Genomic DNA, 20733 nt, shown 5'->3' on the forward strand with positions numbered 1-20733 from the left:
CCCGCCCCACAGGCGTGTGCCACATGCGTGCGTACGGGGTCAGCCGAGCGGGATCCCGTTGGCCGAAAGCCCTCCGGTCTTCGCGCCCGCGGGCAGGCCGCCGAGAAGGCCCTTGACCGGGTTGGTGGCATCGTCGACGAGCTTCTGCTGGCCGGTGCCGAGGAGCTTGGTGGCCGTGTCCTCGACCGGTCCGGGCTTGGTCACGGCGCCGAGTGCCGAGCCGGCGACCGGCAGAGCCGTGGCGGCGGCGTCCGCCGGAAGCACGGTGGCGGAGGCGGTACCCGCGGTGACGGCGGCAAAGGCGGCACCGAGAGCGGCGGCACCGAGCGTCCTGGCAGCAGACTGCATCATGTGGATTTCATCCTTGGGGAGGGGGGAGTGAGCGGCTCCGAAACGTAGTCAGCTCACCGCCCTCCCGCAAACATGCCCAAGATGAAAAAATCTGCTGAATTCCGCGTGCCCGCGTGTCCCGGCCGACTTCCGCGCGACGCTCATCAGCCCCTCGGGGCGGAAGAAGCGCTGGTCGCAGCGGTCTACCGGAAGAGCCACTCCGACTTGAGCTCGGCATAACCGGGCTTGATCACATCGTTGATCATCGCGAGACGTTCATCAAAAGGGATGAACGCAGACTTCATCGCGTTGACGGTGAACCACTGCATATCGTCGAGCGTGTATCCGAAAGCCTCGCTCAGCTTCTCGAATTCCTGGCTCATGCTCGTGCCGCTCATCAGCCGGTTGTCCGTGTTCACAGTCGTACGGAATTGCAGCTTCCGGAGCAGCCCGATGGGGTGCTCGGCGTACGAGGCGGCGGCCCCGGTCTGGATGTTGGAGGTCGGGCACATCTCCAGCGGGATACGCTTGTCCCGTACGTACGAGGCGAGGCGGCCCAGCTTCACGCCACCGTCCTCGGTGACCTCGATGTCGTCGATGATGCGGACGCCATGGCCCAGTCGGTCGGCACCGCACCACTGGATGGCCTGCCAGATCGACGGCAGGCCGAACGCCTCGCCCGCGTGGATGGTGAAGTGGTTGTTCTCGCGCTTGAGGTACTCGAACGCGTCGAGGTGCCGGGTGGGCGGGAAGCCCGCCTCGGCCCCCGCGATGTCGAAGCCGACGACGCCCTCGTCGCGGTAGCGGTTGGCGAGTTCGGCGATCTCCAGGGAGCGGGCGGCGTGCCGCATCGCGGTGAGGAGGGCGCCGACGCGGATGCGGTTGCCGTCGCGGCGGGCCCGTCGCTCACCTTCGCGGAAGCCCTCGTTGACCGCCTCGACGACCTCTTCGAGCGTCAGACCGGCCTCCAGGTGCTGCTCGGGGGCGTAGCGGACCTCGGCGTACACCACACCGTCCGCGGCCAGGTCCTCGGCGCATTCGGCGGCCACCCGGACCAGCGCGTCCCGGGTCTGCATGACGGCGCAGGTGTGCGCGAACGTCTCCAGGTAGCGCTCCAGCGACCCGGAGTCCGCCGCCTCGCGGAACCATGTGCCGAGCTTGTCGGGTTCGGTCTCGGGCAGTCCGTCGTATCCGTTCGCGAGGGCGAGATCGACGACCGTTCCCGGGCGCAGACCACCGTCGAGGTGATCGTGGAGAAGGACCTTGGGGGCACGCCGGATTTGATCCTGGTCGGGCACGTGCGGGGTAGGACTCATCATTTGGGCACTGTAGCTCCTACGCGCGTAGAATGTCGCCGGTCGATATGCAACAGTGACCGCGAATACGGGTGGAGTACACACGTCCTTCCGACACTGTTCTGCCATGGCACAGCGCGCACTCCCCCAACCTGCCGCGAGGCTGGGACGGGCCGTCGGAACGGCCGGAGCACCGACCGCGGTCAGCGGCGTGGTCCTGTTACTCCCGGACGGTGAACCCACCTCGCACCGCCGCCCCTCCCTCCTTTCGTACGCCCTCCAGCTACCCCTGGCCCGGAGGCTGGCCCGTGCCGGCCGGGCGGACGGCCTCGCCGTCCACCTCGTGCGCTACCGCTGCCGCGGCTGGAACACGACCGCCGCCCAGCTCGCCGCGGACGCCGAATGGGCGGCGGACGAGGTCGTACGCCGTTACGGCGACATCCCCGTCTGCCTCGCCGGCCACGGCATGGGCGGCCGGGCCGCCCTCCGGGCGGGTGGCCACACGGCGGTCAACTCCGTTCTGGCGATGTCTCCTTGGCTCCCCGAGAACTCCCCCGGCGAGCCGGATACGGAACCGGTCAAGCACCTGCTCGGCCGCCGGGTCCTGCTCGTCCACGGCACGAACGACGCCCGCATCGACCCCGAACTCTCCTTCCGCTTGGCCGAACGCGCCAAGAAGGCCAACCGCGACACCTGTCGCTTCGAGGTCCACTCCGACGGCCACGCCCTGCGCCAGCACCGTGCCGAAGTGGCCGCTCTGGTCACGGACTTCATCCGCGGCTCCCTCCTCGGCCACCCGTACGCCCGCCCCGTCACCGACGCCCTCGCGGCCCCACCGCCCCTGGGCCTGCGCATGCCACTGGCGGCGGGATTCGGGAGGTCGTTGCGGGGGTGAGCGGTGGCGTACGGGCGCGCGTGCGCAGGGACCAGCCGGACGGCACCGTCAACGCCGCCGATCCGACGGGACCATCCCCGCGTGCGCGGGGAGCAGTTCACGCCCTCGGCCTCGTACCCGAGCCACAGCGGACCATCCCCGCGTGCGCGGGGAGCAGGACTGGAGTAGCCGGTCGGGTGTTGGTCTGCTGGGACCATCCCCGCGTGCGCGGGGAGCAGAACTCTGTCTCCTCGGCCGCTTCGAGCCGCTCGGGACCATCCCCGCGTGCGCGGGGAGCAGTGCTTGCTAGCACTCCTGGTAGGAGTGGTCTGGGGACCATCCCCGCGTGCGCGGGGAGCAGGCAGGCGCCTTTGGGTGCGTTCGGTGCGGGCGGGGACCATCCCCGCGTGCGCGGGGAGCAGAGGGAGGGCTGCTTCGGCACGGATGATGTCCCGGGACCATCCCCGCGTGCGCGGGGAGCAGGTACGGCGTCGGCAGCAGGTGGGACCATCCCCGCGTGCGCGGGGAGCAGATGGAATCTCGGCATGCAAATGGACCCCTCCAAGGACCATCCCCGCGTGCGCGGGGAGCAGATGCTGGCCGCGCTGCGGGCCGCCACCCGGCGGGGACCATCCCCGCGTGCGCGGGGAGCAGAGGTGGGAGCCCAGCCCAGACCAGAAGGCGAGGGGACCATCCCCGCGTGCGCGGGGAGCAGAGTTCCTGACCTGCGGGTTTAGATGGCGGGATGGCTGTTTTTACTTACTTCCTTGAATCGCGACATTGCGACCAAAAACCCCATCTGGCGCACCGGGCCGTCACCCCTTCAGCCTGAACGAAGCTGCTGCCTGGCGAACTAGGCATGTGTCGTGGAGATTACTCGGTGGCCGCCGGTCTCCGACAGGGAAAAGCCCATGCGGAGCTGACTCCCGGGCCACCCTCCACACTGAAGGGCCGCCTCTCCGCTGGCTGACAGGTCCGGGACGATGCCTCATGCCCGACACCGGTCACGCCGCTAACGAGGCCATCCCACCAAAAGGCGCATTCCAGCTACTGCATCCGCAGCGCACCATCAGCCATGAGCAGACGTGTCTCTGCGAGGGCTTCACGCGCGGTTCAAGCGCTCCGGGGCACGGATCTGGTGGGCGGTTCCACGGCGTGCGGGCGTGGTCGCCGATGTGTTCTTTGCCGAGTTCGCGCAGGACATGCGCGGGTTCAGCGGGGGCGATTGCAGTACTTCGGGTTCTCTCCCGCTGTGTTCACGGGCTCTGCGGGCCCTGTCCAGCGATGCAGGGGCCGTCCGGCGGCGCAGGGCGTGGAGCTGAGCGGGCCCGTCATCGGGTGGGCAGTCGGCCGTGAGCGGCCCAGAGCCCTGGGAAGTCCCCACCGACGAAGGAAGCGATGCGGGAACTACGGCAGCTCGACGACCGTCACTCCCCGCAACTGGCGGTGGAGGCGGGAGGCGAGCATGCCGGGGAGACGGGGGCTGCTGTACGGGGAAAGCACGTCGTTCTCGGAGGTACGCCATCCGGAGTCGGCGAGTTGGTAGACGGTGCCCGAGACCCCGTAGAGCTGGGGCTTGCGTACGCGCAGTGCGGCGTACTCGGCATGGCGGAGGAACGGGCACTGGCGTAGGGACACCCGTGCGTGTTCGGCGCACAGGGGCGGCATGGAGGTGATGGACCTCTCGGGCCAGGTCCGGGGCGAGTCCGGGCGCCGCCAGTCGAGGAACAGCCAACCCTGCTCGTTCCAGTCGGCCGGTTCGGCGCAGACCTGGCACAGCAGGTTTTCCATGCACCGGCGTTGTCGGCAGGTGTTCATGGAGGCATACAGAGGGCGACCGTCCGAGGACTCCGACATGCGAACCCACAGGTTTCCGTGATGGTCCCGGTCGCCCGGACGAGGCTTCCGGTAGGCGAGTTGGGGCCCACGCGCGGCGAACCCAATCGTCAACTCTGATACCGCAACAGTCAGTTCGTCACTTCGCAGGGCAACGAAAGGGGTCAGTAGTGGCACGGCTTCCCTGGTCTTCTGTCGGTGCCCAGTGGTCAGTGGGCGGCGATTCTCTATCGGTGGGCGGCGGTCTTCTGTCTGCGGTCTGCATGGGGTGGAGGCCACCCAACTGCTGCCGCATCAAGGGCATGAGGACAGCCGGGCGGGGACGTGAGTGGCTACGCGCTGATCAGCGCGCCTGCCTCTCGGGTGAAATCCGGTATGAGCAAGGGTCGGGCCGTGAGCCCGTACCAGCACACCGCGTCCCGAACGACGAACTCGAACTCGCCTCCCGAGGCGAGCCGGTGAAGCGCATCGCCTTGGCACTCGTCGTCGGTGGCCCAGCCGCGTAACTCAGCCGGTGCGTCGGGTTCAGACGCGGGCACCGCTCGCAACGCCGTTCGGGGAACCCATGGGGTGCCGGGGTCCGGGTCCAGTCCGTTCGCGAGCCGCTCGGCCTGCCCCCGGAGCCATCGGAGGGCGAGCCGTGGGGATGCGACGAGCACTCCGCCGAGATGGACGGTCGTCCGCGCGTCACCCGCATACGTCTCGGCAAGGACCTGTGCTGTCACAGCAGTTCGCCACGGCTGCGCCGATTGACACGGACGATCTCGGCGCGCAGTCGCTCTATCGGTCCCGCGGGGCGGACGCGGGCGGGCTCGGCTTCCCACTCGGCGCCACCCCGCACCGGTCGCAACGACCAGTAAGGGCCAGCCGTTCCGCGAAACTCCCCCACTCGCTCACCGTGCGAGGTGTCCACCATGAGCGCGCCGAGGGCCGGGAGTTGCGGGGGCTCCTGTCCGCTGCCCGGGGAGCCGTTCTTCGTAGGCATGTGCCACTCCTCTCCGTAGTGGTACCACTACCGGGGTGTCTCAGCATCGGCCTACAGTGAGCTCGTATTCAACGTCTCGGAAACGGAGGGCACATTGGTAAACCGCAATGAGTTGAACCCTGAAGCAAGCCCGGAAGCGGCGTTCGGCGCTCGTTTACGCAAGTCACGGGAGGAACACGGTTGGAAGCAGGACGACCTCGGCGCACGGATCGGGTATTCCGGACGGCATGTCTCCGGGGTAGAAAATGGTCGCAAACCACCAACCCGCAGGTTTTCGCTCGCACTTGATGTCGCGTTCGGACTCGAAGGCACGGCCGACACATTCGAACGCGCGTGGCGCGAGATCCGCCACGGTGTGCTGCTGCAAGGGTTCCCTGAGTACGTTGGGCTTGAGGGACGGGCGGCGGAGATCAAGCTCTTTGAGTCGGGCCTGATCCCTGGCCCGCTTCAGACACGCGAATACGCGCAAGCCCTGGCTGAAAGCGCCGTTGAATTGGGCACGATCACACGTGAACAGGCGGACGAACGCGTCTCGTTCCTCATGGAGCGACAGGCCGCGCTGGTGCGGCCCTTGCCACCCTTGTTGGTCGCGGTGCTGGACGAAAGCTGTATCCACAGGCCCATCGGCGGCCCCGCAGTCATGGACGCGCAGTTGCAGCACCTGATCGACTTCGCCGCGCAGCCCAACACCATGCTTCAGCTTGCCCCTTACAGCCTCGGCGAGCGTCGCCCCTTCGATCGGCTGGTGAACCTGCTGACCCTTCAGGACCGATCCGTGGTCTCCTACGTCGAGTCGCAAACACAGGGGCATCTGGACCGCGAACTGCCGTCCGTGTTGCTGTTGGTGAGGGCCTACCATCAGTTGCAGGCCGTGTCTCTGTCGCAGACGGCTTCCGTGGATGTGATCCACCAGCTACGAAAGGGCACCCCGTGACGACCGACTCCACGACTCTGAGCTGGGTCAAATCCTCCTACAGCAACAACGGCGGTTCCTGCGTCGAGTGGGCCCCGCGCAGTGCGGCCACCACCGGCACGGTCCCCATTCGCGACTCGAAGGACCCGCACGGCCCGGCGCTGATCGTCCCTGCCCATGCGTTCACATCGTTCGTGGCGGGTATCAAGGCTGGAAAGTTTGGCACGGACTGACCACCCGGTCCCGTACGCACCGATATCGACCATGATGACAGCCCCGCCCACACCCACGTCGGGGCTTTGCTCACGCGGCGCGGCCGTACGTCCCGGCGCGGCCCGATCCGTGTCGTCAAACCCGCCTGCTGTGCGAGGCCCCTCCCGCGGCGAGCTGCCACGCCCCGGCTCGGCCCAACAGCAGACGCCCCCGCTCAGTCAGGCAGCAGGTGTCCCCGGCGCGACAGCAGGAAGCGTTTGAACGCCGCCACGGGCTGGGTGTCGGGGTGGCCGTCGAGCCAGGCGACCCCGATCTCACGGACCGCTCGCGGGGCCGTCACCGTCAGCTCGGCGACGCCGGGGCGGGCCACCGCGGGCGGGGGCAGCAGGGCCACGCCGAGGCCGGCGGCGACGAGCCCCCGCAGGGTCTCCGCCTCCTCGCCCTCGAAGGCGACCCGGGGCCTGAAGCCCGCCTGGGCGCACAGGTCGTCGGTGATCCGCCGCAGGCCGTAGCCCGGTTCGAGGGTGACGAACTTCTCGTCGGCGGCCTCCGCGAGGCGGATGCGGCGTCGGACGGCGAGGCGGTGGTCCTCGGGGACGACGAGGCGCAGCCGCTGTTCGTCGAGGCGGCGGGCGACCAGATCGGGGGCGTCCGGCACGGGTGAGGTCAGGCAGAGGTCGAGGCCGCCGGCCCTCAAGCGCTCGATCATCGCCTCGCCGTAGTTCTGGACGAGCTGGAAGCGCACGCCGGGGTGGTCGGCGCGGAAGGCGCGGAGCAGGGCGGGCACGGTCTCGGAGCCCATGGTGTGCAGGAAGCCGAAGGCGACCTTGCCGGTGGCCGGGTCGGCGTCGGCCCGTACCGAGTCGGCGGCCTTCTCGACCTCGGCCAGTGCCCGCTCGGTGGAGGCCAGAAAGGTGCGGCCGGCGGGGGTGAGGGAGACGGTACGGCCCTTGCGGGCGAACAGGGCGACCCCCAGGTCCTGTTCGAGCCTGACCATCGATCGCGAGAGCGTCGACTGCGGGACGCCCAACTCGTGTGCGGCGCGGGTGACGTGCTCGTGGCGGGCCACCGCCGCGAAGTGGGTGAGGCGTGGTGCGAGGACCGCCCGAATGTCTTCTTCGTAACTACTGGGTGACAGCCGAGGCCGTGAGCTGGGTTCATGCACCATGGGATCGATTATGCCCTTTTCATGCATTGGACGCATGAAGTGGAGCATCTTATCTTCGAAACATGCCTCCTGCCAGTACCGGGGCGGCCACGATCACCGTGGTCGCCTCGCCCCAGCCGTCCCCCGTCGCTGACGCCTCCAACAGCTCCGACAGCTCCGGCACCGCACAGACCGCCGACGCGGACTCCGATCCCGGTCCCGCGGGAAGCGGCTCCGCCGAAGCCGGTTCCACGGCTCGCGCAGAGGCCGGGCCCGCCGCGCCGGTCCGTCGCGAACCGAGCGGTCACCAATCGGGTCGTCACGAACGGGACCGTCACGAACCGGACCGTCTCGAACCCGGCCGCCCCGGCTACCGCCGGATGAGCTTCGCCCTCTTCGCCGCGGGTGTCGCGACCTTCGCGCTCCTCTACTCCACCCAGGCCCTGCTGCCCGCCGTCTCCGCCTCTCTGGGCGCCACGGCCGGGCAGGCCAGTTGGACGGTCTCCGCGGCGACGGGCGCGCTGGCGCTGTGCGTGCTGCCGCTGAGCGCGCTGTCCGAGCGGTTCGGACGGCGGCAGATGATGACCGCGTCGCTGGCGGTCGCCGTACTGGTCGGGTTGCTCGTGCCCTTCGCCCCCTCGCTGGGCTGGCTGGTGGCGCTGCGCGCCGTACAGGGCGCGGCGCTGGCCGGGCTGCCCGCCTCCGCGATGGCGTACCTGGCAGAGGAGGTGCGGCCCAAGGCGCTGGTGGCCGCGATCGGACTGTTCGTGGCGGGCAACAGCATCGGCGGCATGAGCGGACGCATCCTCACCGGCTGGATCGCGCAGCTATGGGGCTGGCGGGCGGCGGTCGGCGCGGTCGGGCTACTGGCCGCGGGCTGCGCGGTCGCGTTCCACTTCATGATCCCCAAGGCCCGGAACTTCACCCCGGGTTCGCTGAACCCGAAGGCCGTGGCGCGGACGGTGGCCGGGCATCTCGCCGATCCGCTGCTGCGCCGGCTGTTCGCGATCGGCGCGCTGTTCATGACGGTGTTCGGCGCGGTCTACACCGTGATCGGCTATCGGCTGGTCGCGGCGCCGTTCAACCTTCCGCAGGGAGTCGTCGGCTCGATCTTCCTGGTGTACCTCGTCGGCACGGTCTCCTCCGCCGCGGCCGGGAAGCTGGTCGCCCGGCTCGGCCGCCGGGGCGCGCTGTATCTGGCCGTCTCGACGACCGCCGCCGGACTGCTGCTCTCGCTGGCCGACACGGTGGCCCTGGTGCTCCTCGGTCTGGTGCTGATCACGGCGGGCTTCTTCGCCGGGCACGCGGTCGCCTCCTCGGCGGTGAGCCGCACGGCGACGACGGGGCGGGCGCAGGCGTCGGCGCTCTACCAGTCCGCGTACTACCTGGGTTCCAGCGCGGGCGGCACGCTCGGCGCGGTCGCCTTCCACGCCGGGGGCTGGGGCGGCACGGTGTCGCTGGGGCTGCTCGCGGTCCTCGGGGTCGTGTCGGTCACGTTGTACGGATCGCGGGCCGCGCGTGCCACGCGGACCCGGCCGATGGCGGTGGCCGCGGCGGCGCGAGGCTGACACGCCGGCCGTACGGCCCGTGCCGAGCCGCCGCGCGTCGGCACGTGGCGCTACGCGTCGGCACGTGGCGCTACGCGTCGGCACGTGGCGCTACGCGTCGGCACGTGGCGCTGCGCGTCGGCATGTGGCGCCGGTGCGGAGCCGGCCGGGCCGGAGCGATCCGATGCCGATACGGCGTCCTCCGCGTCGTCGCTGAACGGAGCGAGCGGCACGCGGAGTGCCGGAACGGGTGTGGCTCGGCCGTTTCCCATCCCTGTTGTCAGTGGGCTCCGATACCTTCCGAAGTGCCGAAGTGATCGGCGTCACGGCGCTACAGGGGTGGAGCGATGAGTGATCTGACGGTGACGGCAGGGGCGTCGGACGTCGACGGCCGGTTGGAGGGGTTCCGGGTCGAGCTGACCGGCTACTGCTACCGGATGCTCGGCTCGGCCTTCGAGGCGGAGGACGCCGTACAGGACACGATGGTGCGCGCCTGGCGCAGCTTCGAGAAGTTCGAGGGGCGTTCGTCACTGCGGTCGTGGTTGTACCGCATCGCCACCAACGTCTGCCTGGACATGCTGAACGCGGGAAAGAAGCGTGCCCGTCCGGTCGATCTGTCGGGCCCGACACCGCTCGCCGACGCGGCACTCAACCCGCTGCCGGAGAACACCTGGCTGGAGCCGATGCCGGACGGCCGCGTCCTGCCGTCGGTCGACGACCCGGCCGAGGCCGCGGTGACACGGGAGTCGGTGCGGCTCGCGTTCGTCGCGGCATTGCAGCATCTGCCGCCCAAGCAGCGGGCCGTGCTGATCCTGCGCGAGGTGCTGGCCTGGAGGGCGAGCGAGGTCGCCGAGCTGCTCGACACCTCGGTCGCCTCGGTGAACAGCGCCCTCCAGCGGGCGCGTGCCACCCTCTCGGAGCACGAGGGCAAGCCCGTGGACACCTCGAACCCGCTCGACGAGGAGCAGCGCAAGCTCCTCGAACGGTACGTCGCCGCCTTCGAGGGGTACGACATGGCGGCGCTGACCGCGCTGCTCCACGAGGACGCCGTGATGACCATGCCGCCGTTCGACCTCTGGCTCCGGGGGCACGCCGACATCACCGGCTTCATGCAGACCATCGGCGCCGGCTGCGCGAACTCCCGGCTGGTGGCGACGCGGGCGAACGGCTCCCCGGCGTTCGCGCACTACAAGCCGGATCCGGACGGGCCGGGATTCGTGCCGTGGGCGGTGCAGGTCATCGACGTCTCGGAGGGCTTCATCACCGGACTGCACTGCTTCCTGGACACACCCCGCTGGTTCCCGCTGTTCGGACTGCCGGACCGGCTCGCGGCCGACGGGGAGTGAGGCGCGGCATGCGGAACTCTGGAGCGCGGCCCGTTCAGGTCCGGTCTCCGCCGCTCCGGCCTCCGGTACCCCGTTCCGTCTCCACCACGTCGGCCAGCCCCACCAGATCGAGGAGGTCCCGGAGCCCCGATGGCGCGTTGCGCAGGCGCAGCCGTTTGCCTCCCGCTCGCCGGGCGACGAGTCCGAGTCGTGCCACGGCCTCGACCAGGGCCAGATCCACGTGTGCGACGCCGCCCACATCGCAGTCCACCCGGTCGTCCGGGACGCGCAGGGCTCCCCCGGAGTCGTACAGCAGCGACTCCAGTTCGGCGACGAGGACCGGGACCACGGCCGGTGTGACGCGGCCGGTGATGACAAGGACGTTCGGGGGTGCGGGTTCCACATCAGGCAGACCGGTCCGGTGGCCGAAACTCATCGTTCCCGCTTCCGGTGCGCACGTTCCCAGCTCTCGGGGCGCATAGCCGAGTTTCGCGGTCTCTCCTCCGCCGTCCTCCCGTCCCGCGCCCGTGTTCTTCTCCCCCGCCACCGATGAACTTTCGTCAACTCCGTTTATCTGTCGGCCCGCTGTGAACCTGTGCGACCCATTCCCCCTCTAGGTACATGACCGGTCTGTACCAGCGGTCCGCCGGATCGGCGGTTCGGCCCTTCGGCCGTCCGGCCCGTCCCGTCGGCACCGACTGACCAGTGGCCCTCGTGGGCCGCCTGATTCTCCAGGGGGAGAGTTGCGCGAACACGTGAGAAACGCGTGTGTTTCGACCATCGCCGCGGCCGCCGCCGTGGCCCTCGCGGCGGGTATGACCACCCCGGCCGCCGCCCAGCCCACGGCCGCCCGGCCGACGGGCACCGCCGCCGGGGCGGGGCACGAGCTGACGCTCATCACCGGCGACCGCGTCACCGTGGACGCCAAGGGCCGGGTGCGGGGCTTCCAGCCCGCCCCGGGGCGTGAACACATACCCGTGAAGCGGCAGATACACGACGGGCACACCCTGCTCGTCCCCGCCGACGCCCAACGGCTGATCAGCTCCGGCAAGCTGGACCGCCGGCTGTTCGACATCACCGAGCTGAACCGCGCGGAGGTCCGCAGGGCCCAGAAGTCGGGCCTGAAGCTGATCGTCTCCTACCGGGGAGCGCGGGCGTCGGACGCGAAGGCCGAGGTCCATGACGCGGGCGGCACCCGGGTCGGCCGGACCCTGACGTCGCTGAACGCCGAGTCGGTGACCACGCCGGTGGACGACGCCCAGGAGATCTGGCAGGCGCTCACCAGCAAGCCGTCACGCAGTGTCCAGCGCACCACGGCCGCGGGGATCGACCGCGTCTGGCTGGACGGCGTACGCAGGGCGAGCCTCGACAAGAGCGTCCCGCAGATCGGCACCCCGTCCGCCTGGAAGGCCGGTTACACCGGCAAGGGCGTCAAGATCGCCGTCCTGGACACCGGGGTGGACGCCACCCACCCGGACCTCAAGAACCAGGTCCTGGAGGCGAAGAACTTCTCCGACGCGTCCGACACCAAGGACCGGTACGGCCACGGCACCCACGTGGCGTCGATCGCCGCCGGTACGGGCGCCAAATCGGGCGGGAAGTTCAAGGGCGTGGCCCCGGAGGCCAAGCTGATCGCGGGCAAGGTGCTCGACGACGACGGCTACGGTGACGACTCCGGCATCCTGGCGGGCATGGAGTGGGCGGTCGCGCAGGGCGCCGACATCGTCAACCTGAGCCTCGGCGGCGACGACACCCCGGGCATCGACCCGCTCGAAGCGGCCGTCAACAAGCTCTCCGCCGACAAGGGCGTGCTGTTCGCCATCGCCGCGGGCAATGAGGGCGACGAGCCCGGTACGGTCGGCTCCCCGGGCAGTGCGGACGCCGCGCTGACCGTCGGCGCGGTCGACGACCGTGACCGGTTGGCCGAATTCTCCAGCCGCGGCCCGCGCGTCGGCGACGGCGCGATCAAGCCCGACGTCACCGCCCCCGGTGTGGACATCACGGCGGCCGCCGCACCCGGTTCCGTCATCGACAAGGAGGTCGGCCAGAGCCCGTCCGGCTACCTGACCATCTCCGGTACGTCGATGGCGACCCCGCACGTCGCGGGCGCCGCGGCGCTCCTCAAGCAGCAGCACCCGGACTGGAAGTACACGGAGCTCAAGGGGGCCCTCACGGCCTCGACGAAGCCGGGCGCGTACACCCCGTTCCAGCAGGGTTCGGGGCGGATCTCCGTCGACCGGGCGATCGCCCAGACCGTCGTCGCCGACCCGGTGTCGCTCAACTACGGCGTGCAGCAGTGGCCGCACACCGACGACACCCCGGTCACCAAGCAGATCACGTACCGCAACCTGGGGGCGACGGACGTCACCCTCGACCTCGCGGTCGACGGCACCGGCCCGCAGGGCAAGCCCGCCCCGGCCGGTTTCTTCACCCTCGGCGGTGACAAGGTGACCGTCCCCGCGGGCGGCAGCGCCGATGTGCCGCTGACCGTGGACACCCGGCTCGGCGGCAACGCCAACGGCAGCTACTCCGCGTACGTCGTCGCCACCGGCAGCGGGCAGACCGTCCGCACCGCCGCCGCGGTCGACCGCGAGGTCGAGTCGTACGACCTCACTCTCAAGGTCATCGGACGCGACGGCAAGCCCGCCGAGTTCTACGAGAACGACCTGGCCGGCCTCTCCGGCCCGGCGCGCGGCAGCTGGCTCCACCCGACGGGAGACGGCGGCACGGTCAAGCTCCGCGTGCCCAAGGGCGGTTACGCGCTCAACACGGCCATCTACACCGACCCCGAGGACAGCGCCAAGGGCACCGACTGGCTGACCCGGCCGAAGCTCGACATCGCCAAGAACACCAGCGTGACCCTCGACGCGCGCACGACGAAGCCGGTGGACTTCACCCTGCCCGCCACGGGCACGAAGGACCTCCTGGCCGCGCCCGAGATCCAGTTCGAGACCAAGGACATCGGCTACGGCTACGGCTGGTACCTGAACTCGTACCGGGGGCTGCGCACCGCGCACCTGGGCCCGAAGGTGACGGACGGCTCGCTCTACCAGCAGTGGATCGGCTCCTGGACCAAGGGGGCCGCGACCCGGTACGACATCGCGGTCGGCGGTCGGGTGACTCAGGCCGCGACCGGCTACAAGCGCACGTTCACCGCCGGTCAGATGGCCAAGATGAACATCGGAGTCGGCGCGTCCGTCAAGGGCAAGACCGGTGAGATCGGGGCATGGGGCCTGCTCCCCAATTCGTCCGGCGCCTGGGGTGCCTGGTCCGCGCACAAGCTGCCCGGTACCGTCACCGCCTATGTCTCCACCGCCGACAAGGTGAAGTGGTCCTTCGACCTCTTGCAGGAAGGCGGGACGGACGCCGACGGCTTCCCGGTCATCGACGCGGTGTACACCCTCGACGGCCTGCCGGCCCTCAAGCCCGGTGCCACGTACGCGAAGAAGATGAACACCGCCGTGTTCGGCCCGGCTCTCGGTACCGACCTGGGGATCTTCCGCGAAGGCAATGAACTCGTCGCGGACCTGGCGCTCTCGTCCGATGGAAGCGGCAACTACGGTGCCTCCACGTACTCCTCGGTCAAGACCGTGCTGTACCGCAACGGCAAGAAGCTCGTGCAGAACACGAATCCGCTGGAGGGCGAGCCCATCACCGTGCCGTCCGGCGCGGCCGACTACCGGCTGACGACCTCCGTGCGGCTCTCCCCCAAGGTGTCGGCCGTCTCCGGCCGGATCGACGCCAGTTGGTCCTTCCGGTCGAAGAAGACCGGCTACCAGACCGCGCTGCCGGCCTCCACGGTCCGCTTCACCCCCAACGTGACGCTGGACGGCAAGGTGACCGCGGGCAAGACCGCTTCCGTGCCGGTGAAGGTGCAGGGCGCCGCCGCCGGTAAGAACCTCAAGTCGCTGACGGTGTATGTCAGTTACGACGGCGGAAAGACCTGGAAGAAGTCCGCGGTCAAGTCGGGCAAGCTCTCCGTGAAGAACCCGGCCAAGGGGAAGTCCATCTCCTACAAGGCCAATGTCACGGACAAGAAGGGCAACAAGTCCTCGGTGACGATCTACCACGCCTACTTCGGCAAGTAGCGGGTTCCTCGGCACGCAAGGCAACGGCCCGTCCGGACGGATTCCTCCGCCCGGACGGGCCGTTCGCGTTCCCCGGACGGGAGTGGGGTCCCGCCCGGTGGTCCGGGGGCGATGCCCACGGACGACGTGCCGGGTGTCACGCGTGCGCGTCGCACGGCACCCGGCCGACGGCTCGCGTCACGCGATGCGCTCGCGCACCACCGGGGTCGGGGTGAAGTGCGTGCCCTCCGGGGCGATGTCGTACGCGGCGGGCAGGGCCTTCAGCGCGTACTCGAACTTCTCGGGCGTGTCGGTGTGCAGGGTCAGCAGGGGCTGCCCGGCCGTGACCGGGTCACCGGGCTTGGCGTGCAGTTCGACGCCCGCGCCCGCCTGCACCACGTCCTCCTTGCGGGCCCGGCCGGCCCCGAGCCGCCAGGCGGCCACGCCGATGTCGTACGCGTCGAGCCGGGTGAGCACGCCGGAGGCCGGGGCCGTGACCACGTGCCGCTCGCGGGCGACCGGGAGCGGGGCGTCCGGGTCGCCGCCCTGGGCGGAGATCATGCGGCGCCAGACGTCCATCGCGGAACCGTCGGCGAGGGCCTTCTCCGGGTCGGCGTCCCCCAGTCCGGCCGCGTCCAGCATCTCGCGGGCGAGGGCCAGGGTGAGCTCGACGACGTCCTTCGGGCCGCCGCCCGCCAGAACCTCGACGGACTCGCGCACTTCCAGCGCGTTGCCCGCGGTCAGGCCGAGCGGGGTGGCCATGTCGGTGAGCAGCGCGACCGTCCGCACACCGCTGTCGGTGCCCAGGGCGACCATGGTGGAGGCCAGTTCGCGGGCGTCCTCGATGGTCTTCATGAACGCGCCGGAGCCGACCTTGACGTCCAGGACGAGCGCGCCGGTGCCCTCGGCGATCTTCTTGGACATGATCGAGCTGGCGATCAGCGGGATGGCCTCGACGGTGCCGGTGACGTCGCGCAGCGCGTACAGCTTCTTGTCGGCGGGGGCCAGTCCGTCGCCGGCGGCGCAGATCACGGCGCCGGTGGTGTCCAGGACGCCGAGCATCTGCTCGTTCGAGAGGTGGGCGCGCCAGCCGGGGATGGACTCCAGCTTGTCGAGCGTGCCGCCGGTGTGGCCGAGGCCCCGGCCGCTGAGCTGCGGCACGGCGGCGCCGCAGGCGGCGACCAGCGGGGCCAGCGGCAGGGTGATCTTGTCGCCGACGCCGCCCGTGGAGTGCTTGTCGGTGGTGGGCCGGGAGAGCGAGGCGAAGTCCATCCGTTCTCCGGAGGCGATCATCGCGGCGGTCCAGCGGGCGATCTCGGCGCGGTTCATGCCGTTCAGCAGGATCGCCATGGCCAGCGCGGACATCTGCTCGTCGGCGACCTCGCCGCGGGTGTACGCGTCGATGACCCAGTCGATCTGCTCGGGGGTCAGCTCGCCCCGGTCGCGCTTGGTGCGGATGACGGAGATGGCGTCCATGTGCGGGAGTCCTTCCGGCCGGTACGTGCTGCGTGCGTGCTTTCGCGCGCAAGAGTCCCCTCTGACTCTACGCGCATAGAGGGCGGGGGTGGGCGCGGGCCTCCCGTGGCCCGCCACGGCTCTCCGGCAAACGGAGGGCCGTGGCGGGCCGGGGGCCGTTCGGCTACGGCCTCAGATGCTCCGGGCCGAACGCCTGCGGCAGCATCTCGTCGAGCGTGCGCAGGCCCTCCGGCGTCTCCAGGACCAGCTCCGGCCCGCCGAACTCGTAAAGGAGCTGCCTGCACCGGCCGCACGGCACCAGGACCTCGCCCGACCCGTCCACGCAGGTGAAGTGGGTCAGCCGGCCGCCACCGGTGGCGTGGAGCTGGGAGACCAGCCCGCACTCGGCACACAGCCCGAGCCCGTACGAGGCGTTCTCGACGTTGCAGCCGGACACGATCCGCCCGTCGTCGACGCGGGCCGCCGCCCCGACCGGGTACTGCGAGTACGGGACGTACGCACGCGTCATGGCGGACCGGGCGGCGCTCCGCAGCGCCGTCCAGTCGACCTCGGCGGGGGCGGTCACTTGCCTTGGCCCTTCTGGTAGATCAGCCCGTCCGCCTTCGGCATCCGCAATCGTTGTGCCGAGAGGGAGAGGACCAGGAGCGTGGTGACGTACGGGGCGGCGTCGACGAACTGGCTCGGGACCTGGTCGGTCAGCGCGTACCAGGTGAAGAGCAGCGCGGAGACGGCGGCCGAGACCACCGCGGCCACGTACTTCTTCCGGTACAGCTGCCAGAGCAGCACGACGACCAGCAGGATGGCGAGCAGCAGGAGCATCGCGTGCACGTTCTCGGCGCCGCCGCGCAGCTTGAGGCTGTCGGTGAAGCCGAAGAGACCGGCTCCCAGCGCCAGGCCGCCCGGCATCCAGTTGCCGAAGATCATCGCGGCGAGACCGATGTAGCCTCGGCCGCCCGTCTGGCCCTCCTGGTAGATGCCGGTGGAGACGATCGCGAGGAAGGCCCCGGCGAGTCCGGCCATGCCGCCCGAGACGATGACGGCGATGTACTTGTACTTGTAGACGTTGACGCCGAGCGACTCGGCGGCGACCGGGCTCTCACCGCAGGAACGCAGCCGCAGGCCGAACGACGTGCGCCACAGCACCCACCAGGTGCCGGGGACCAGCAGCAGGGCGACCACGGTCAGCCATGACAGGTTGGTGATCAGGCCGCCGACGATCCCGGCGATGTCGGAGAGCAGGAACCAGTGCTTCTGTTGGAGGTCGAACAGCCAGTCCGACAGCCCTGGAACGGTGATCCGGTCGATCGCGTCGATGCGCGGGGACTGCTTGGAGGAACCTCCCTCGGCCTGGGCGAAGGCGAAGTTGGAGAGGTAGCGGGTGAGGCCGACGGCGAGGATGTTGATGGCCACACCGGAGACGATGTGGTTCACGCCGAAGGTGACGGTGATGATCGCGTGGAGGAGCCCGCCGAGAGCCCCGCCGAGGATGCCGAAGAGCACCCCCACCCAGGGACCCCACTGGAAACCGGCCCAGGCACCGAACCAGGTGCCGAGGATCATCATGCCTTCGAGACCGATGTTGACGACGCCCGCGCGCTCGGCCCACAGGCCGCCGAGCCCGGCCAGCCCGATCGGGACGGCGAGTTCCAGGGCGCCCGCCACCTGGCCGACGGAGGTCACGTCGTTGGCGCCGCTGATCAGCCGGACCAGCGAGACCAGGGCCAGGGCGCCCGCGATGATCAGCAGGACGACGGGCAGGGAGAGCTTGCGGCGGCCGGCGCTCTTCTTCGGGGCGACGCTCGCGGCGGAGGCTTGGGTGGCGCTCACTGTGCGGCCTCCTTCTCGGTCGTGAGGGCATGCCCGGCGGCGAGTTCCTCGCCGACCTTCTGCTGCTGGCGGCGGGTTGCGTAACGGCGGACCAGCTCATAGCTGACGACGACCGAGATCACGATCAGGCCCTGCATGATCGTGGCTATCTCCTTCTCGTACCCGAACTGGTCGAGGGAGGAGGAGGTCTTGTCCAGGAAGGCGATCAGCAGGGCGCTGAAGGCGATGCCGAGCGGGTTGTTCCGGCCGAGCAGGGCGATGGTGATGCCCGTGAAGCCGATTCCGGTCGGGAAGTCGAGGCTGTAGGTGTGGGTGTCGCCGAGGAGCGTCGGCATGCCGGCGAGACCGGCCACCGCCCCGGAGATCAGCATCGAGGTGAGGACCATCCTCTTGGCGTCCACGCCGGATGCCTGCGCGGCGCTCTCGCTCTCGCCGGTGGCCCGCAGGTCGAAGCCGAACCGGGTGCGGTTCAGCACGAACCAGTAGACGACGCCGAGGGCCGCCGCGACGAAGGTGAAGCCGTAGATCTCGCCCGCCTCGTCGCCCAGGGACAGGCCGGGGAACCACCCGGACTCGGGGATGTCGCCCGTGGTCAGGTTGTTGGACCCGGCCGGCTGCACACCGAAGTTCTTCGGCAGGATCAGCCAGGCGATCAACGCGGTGGCGATGGAGTTGAGCATGATCGTCGAGACGACCTCGCTCACCCCACGGGTGGTCTTCAGGAAGCCCGCGATACCGGCCCAGAAGGCACCGACCAGCATGGCGACGACCACGATGAGCACGATGTGGACCGGCCCCGGCAGATCTACGGCGGCGCCCATCAGCGCGGCCGCCATCGCGGCGAGCCGGTACTGGCCGTCGACGCCGATGTTGAAGAGGTTCATCCGGAAGCCGACCGCGACCGCGAGGGCGGCGAGGTAGTACGTACCGGCCTGGTTGATGATCAGTACCTGTACGTCCGCGTACGTCGCCGAGTCGAACATCAGCTGGTACGGCTCGAACGGGTCCTTCCCCGAGGCGAGCAGCACCACCGTGGTGAGCGCGAAGGCGACGACCAGGGCGAGAACCGGGCCCGCGAAGCCCAGGACCAGCCGGTCCTTGTCGAATTTCTTCATCAGGACTCGTCCTCCGGTGCTGCCTTGAGATGACCGGTGGCGGCGCCGGTCATGGCCGAGCCAAGTTCCTCCGGGGTGATGGTGCCGGGATCGGCGTCGGCGACCAGCCGGCCGCGGTACATGACACGCAGGGTGTCGGACAGTCCGATCAGTTCGTCCAGGTCCGCCGAGATGAGCAGGACGGCGAGCCCTTCGCGGCGCGCCGCACGGATCTGGTCCCAGATCTGCGCCTGCGCCCCGACGTCCACGCCGCGGGTGGGATGCGCGGCGATCAGCAGCTTCGGGGCGTGGCTCATCTCGCGGCCGACGATCAGCTTCTGCTGGTTGCCGCCGGAGAGGGAGGCCGCGGTGACGTCGATGCCGGGGGTGCGGACGTCGTACTCGCGCACGATCCGCTCGGTGTCGGCGCGGGCCGCCTTGATGTCCAGCAGGCCGCCCCGGCTGTTGGGCTTCTCCGTGACGTGGCCGAGGATCCGGTTCTCCCAGAGCGGGGCCTCCAGCAGGAGGCCGTGGCGGTGGCGGTCCTCGGGGACGTAGCCGATGCCGCCCTCCCGCCGCTTGCGCGTGGGGGCGTGCGAGATGTCCTCGCCGTCGAGCGTGATCAGCCCGCGGTCGGGGTTCCGCATGCCGATCAGCGCCTCGATCAGCTCGGTCTGGCCGTTCCCCTCGACTCCGGCGATGCCCAGGACCTCGCCCTTGTGGATGGTGAGGTCGATGCCGGCCAGCACGTCGCGCGTCACTCCGTCCGGGTCGGTCGCGCTGAGCGCGAGGCCCTCGACCTGGAGCATCGGGACGTCCGTCACCGTGGACTCGCGGGTCTCGGGCGAGGGCAGCTCACTGCCCACCATCAGCTCGGCGAGCTGCTTGGTGGTCGTCGTGGCCGGGTCGGCGGTGCCGACCGTCGTGCCGCGGCGGATCACCGTGATGTCGTCGGCGACCGACAACACCTCGCCCAGCTTGTGCGAGATGAAGATGACGGTGAGGCCCTCGGCCTTCAGCTCGCGCAGGTTGTCGAAGAGCGCGTCGACCTCCTGCGGCACGAGGACGGCTGTCGGCTCGTCCAGGATGAGGATGCGTGCGCCCCGGTAGAGGACCTTGAGGATCTCCACGCGCTGGCGGTCGGCGACGCCGAGGTCCTCGACGCGGGCGTCGGGCCGGATGCCCAGACCGTACGCGTCCGAGATCTCCATGATCTTCTTGCGCGCGGCGGAGCCGATGCCGTACAGCTTCTCGCCGCCGAGGACCACGTTCTCCAGCACGGTGAAGTTGTCGGCGAGCATGAAGTGCTGGTGCACCATGCCGATGCCGCGGCCGATGGCGTCGGCGGGACTGCCGAACACGACCTCGTCGCCGTCGATCTCGATCGTCCCCTCGTCCGGCTTCTGCATGCCGTAGAGGATCTTCATCAGAGTGGACTTGCCGGCGCCGTTCTCACCGACGAGGGCGTGAACCGTACCCTTGCGGATGGTGATGTCGATGTCACGGTTGGCGACGACGCCCGGAAAGCGCTTGGTGATGCCGTGCAGTTCCACGGCGGGGGGACTACTGGACGCGGTGATGACGCACTCTCCTCGGCCGGACAGGAGCGGGGACATGGGGGGACAGGGGCGGGCTGAAGCTATCGCGGCAAAGGGTGGTCTACGCGCGTAGTGCTGCCGAATCGTGAGACTCCGACGTGCGGCGGAACCGAAAACCCGGTTCCTAGGCCCGTACGGAGCGAACCCGGGGCCCAGGCGAGGAGGACGAGGCCGGTGCGGAGGGAACATCGCACCGGCGGACCGTC

18 protein-coding genes and 1 CRISPR repeat array are annotated in these 20733 nt (G+C 69.9%); of the genes, 6 read left to right on the forward strand and 12 right to left on the reverse strand.

The window, feature by feature from the left end:
- Positions 1-39: 39 nt before the first annotated feature.
- Complete coding sequence (locus tag ACIHCL_RS24605; RefSeq protein ID WP_399864788.1) at positions 40-351, reverse strand: hypothetical protein; 312 nt, start codon at positions 349-351, stop codon at positions 40-42.
- A 182-nt stretch (positions 352-533) separates the two neighbouring features.
- Positions 534-1649 (reverse strand): adenosine deaminase, encoded by a 1116-nt coding sequence (locus tag ACIHCL_RS24610; protein WP_399864789.1) that lies wholly within the window; start codon positions 1647-1649, stop codon positions 534-536.
- A gap of 103 nt (positions 1650-1752) precedes the next feature.
- Between ACIHCL_RS24610 and ACIHCL_RS24615 the strand changes: the two genes are divergently transcribed.
- Complete coding sequence (locus ACIHCL_RS24615; RefSeq protein ID WP_399864791.1) at positions 1753-2520, forward strand: alpha/beta hydrolase family protein; 768 nt, start codon at positions 1753-1755, stop codon at positions 2518-2520.
- 67 nt (positions 2521-2587) lie between these two features.
- Positions 2588-3214: a CRISPR direct-repeat array (repeat unit 29 nt; unit sequence GGGACCATCCCCGCGTGCGCGGGGAGCAG).
- Positions 3215-3906: 692 nt separating this feature from the next.
- Here ACIHCL_RS24615 and ACIHCL_RS24620 read toward each other — a convergent pair.
- From ACIHCL_RS24620 to ACIHCL_RS24630, 3 genes are all read right to left on the reverse strand, one after another.
- Positions 3907-4290, reverse strand: coding sequence for a hypothetical protein (locus tag ACIHCL_RS24620; protein ID WP_399864793.1), 384 nt, complete (start codon positions 4288-4290; stop codon positions 3907-3909).
- Between the two features lie 377 nt (positions 4291-4667).
- Positions 4668-5060 (reverse strand): hypothetical protein, encoded by a 393-nt coding sequence (locus tag ACIHCL_RS24625; RefSeq protein WP_399864795.1) that lies wholly within the window; start codon positions 5058-5060, stop codon positions 4668-4670.
- Complete coding sequence (locus ACIHCL_RS24630; protein ID WP_399864796.1) at positions 5057-5320, reverse strand: hypothetical protein; 264 nt, start codon at positions 5318-5320, stop codon at positions 5057-5059. The genes ACIHCL_RS24625 and ACIHCL_RS24630 overlap by 4 nt, the downstream gene beginning before the upstream one ends.
- A gap of 94 nt (positions 5321-5414) precedes the next feature.
- On the opposite strand from ACIHCL_RS24630, the gene ACIHCL_RS24635 reads away from it, so the two are divergent.
- Together ACIHCL_RS24635 and ACIHCL_RS24640 are read left to right on the forward strand one after the other, a co-directional pair.
- On the forward strand, positions 5415-6254 hold the full coding sequence (locus ACIHCL_RS24635) for a helix-turn-helix domain-containing protein (protein WP_399864797.1): 840 nt from the start codon (positions 5415-5417) through the stop codon (positions 6252-6254).
- Complete coding sequence (locus tag ACIHCL_RS24640) at positions 6251-6466, forward strand: DUF397 domain-containing protein (protein ID WP_399864799.1); 216 nt, start codon at positions 6251-6253, stop codon at positions 6464-6466. The genes ACIHCL_RS24635 and ACIHCL_RS24640 overlap by 4 nt, the downstream gene beginning before the upstream one ends.
- A 194-nt stretch (positions 6467-6660) precedes the next feature.
- Here the strand turns inward: ACIHCL_RS24640 and ACIHCL_RS24645 are convergent, their stop codons facing one another.
- On the reverse strand, positions 6661-7614 hold the full coding sequence (locus ACIHCL_RS24645; RefSeq protein ID WP_399864800.1) for a LysR family transcriptional regulator: 954 nt from the start codon (positions 7612-7614) through the stop codon (positions 6661-6663).
- A gap of 62 nt (positions 7615-7676) precedes the next feature.
- Between ACIHCL_RS24645 and ACIHCL_RS24650 the strand changes: the two genes are divergently transcribed.
- Both ACIHCL_RS24650 and ACIHCL_RS24655 read left to right on the forward strand, forming a co-directional pair.
- Positions 7677-9161: an MFS transporter gene (locus ACIHCL_RS24650; protein ID WP_399864802.1), complete on the forward strand. Its 1485-nt coding sequence runs from the start codon at positions 7677-7679 to the stop codon at positions 9159-9161.
- A 326-nt stretch (positions 9162-9487) separates the two neighbouring features.
- Positions 9488-10486 carry a sigma-70 family RNA polymerase sigma factor gene (locus ACIHCL_RS24655; protein WP_399864803.1) on the forward strand — a complete coding sequence of 333 codons (999 nt, stop codon included), beginning with the start codon at positions 9488-9490 and terminating at the stop codon, positions 10484-10486.
- 34 nt (positions 10487-10520) lie between these two features.
- On the opposite strand, the gene ACIHCL_RS24660 is transcribed toward ACIHCL_RS24655, so the two are convergent.
- Positions 10521-11012: an STAS domain-containing protein gene (locus tag ACIHCL_RS24660; RefSeq protein ID WP_399864804.1), complete on the reverse strand. Its 492-nt coding sequence runs from the start codon at positions 11010-11012 to the stop codon at positions 10521-10523.
- Positions 11013-11280: 268 nt separating this feature from the next.
- Here ACIHCL_RS24660 and ACIHCL_RS24665 point away from each other — a divergent pair, with 268 nt between their 5' ends.
- On the forward strand, positions 11281-14553 hold the full coding sequence (locus ACIHCL_RS24665) for a S8 family peptidase (protein WP_399864861.1): 3273 nt from the start codon (positions 11281-11283) through the stop codon (positions 14551-14553).
- Positions 14554-14730: 177 nt separating this feature from the next.
- Here ACIHCL_RS24665 and ACIHCL_RS24670 read toward each other — a convergent pair whose 3' ends face one another.
- From ACIHCL_RS24670 to ACIHCL_RS24690, 5 genes are all read right to left on the reverse strand, one after another.
- Positions 14731-16008 carry a thymidine phosphorylase gene (locus ACIHCL_RS24670; protein ID WP_399864806.1) on the reverse strand — a complete coding sequence of 426 codons (1278 nt, stop codon included), beginning with the start codon at positions 16006-16008 and terminating at the stop codon, positions 14731-14733.
- 163 nt (positions 16009-16171) lie between these two features.
- Positions 16172-16573 (reverse strand): cytidine deaminase, encoded by a 402-nt coding sequence (locus ACIHCL_RS24675; protein WP_399864807.1) that lies wholly within the window; start codon positions 16571-16573, stop codon positions 16172-16174.
- Entirely contained in the window at positions 16570-17835 is a 1266-nt protein-coding gene (locus ACIHCL_RS24680) for an ABC transporter permease (RefSeq protein ID WP_399864808.1), read from the reverse strand. The genes ACIHCL_RS24675 and ACIHCL_RS24680 overlap by 4 nt, the downstream gene beginning before the upstream one ends.
- Positions 17832-18950, reverse strand: coding sequence for an ABC transporter permease (locus ACIHCL_RS24685; protein ID WP_399864809.1), 1119 nt, complete (start codon positions 18948-18950; stop codon positions 17832-17834). The genes ACIHCL_RS24680 and ACIHCL_RS24685 overlap by 4 nt, the downstream gene beginning before the upstream one ends.
- Positions 18950-20545 (reverse strand): ABC transporter ATP-binding protein, encoded by a 1596-nt coding sequence (locus ACIHCL_RS24690; protein WP_399864810.1) that lies wholly within the window; start codon positions 20543-20545, stop codon positions 18950-18952. Before ACIHCL_RS24690 ends, ACIHCL_RS24685 begins: the two co-directional genes overlap by 1 nt.
- Positions 20546-20733: the final 188 nt, after the last annotated feature.

This window comes from Streptomyces sp. NPDC052042 (assembly GCF_044548345.1).
Lineage (GTDB): Bacteria > Actinomycetota > Actinomycetes > Streptomycetales > Streptomycetaceae > Streptomyces.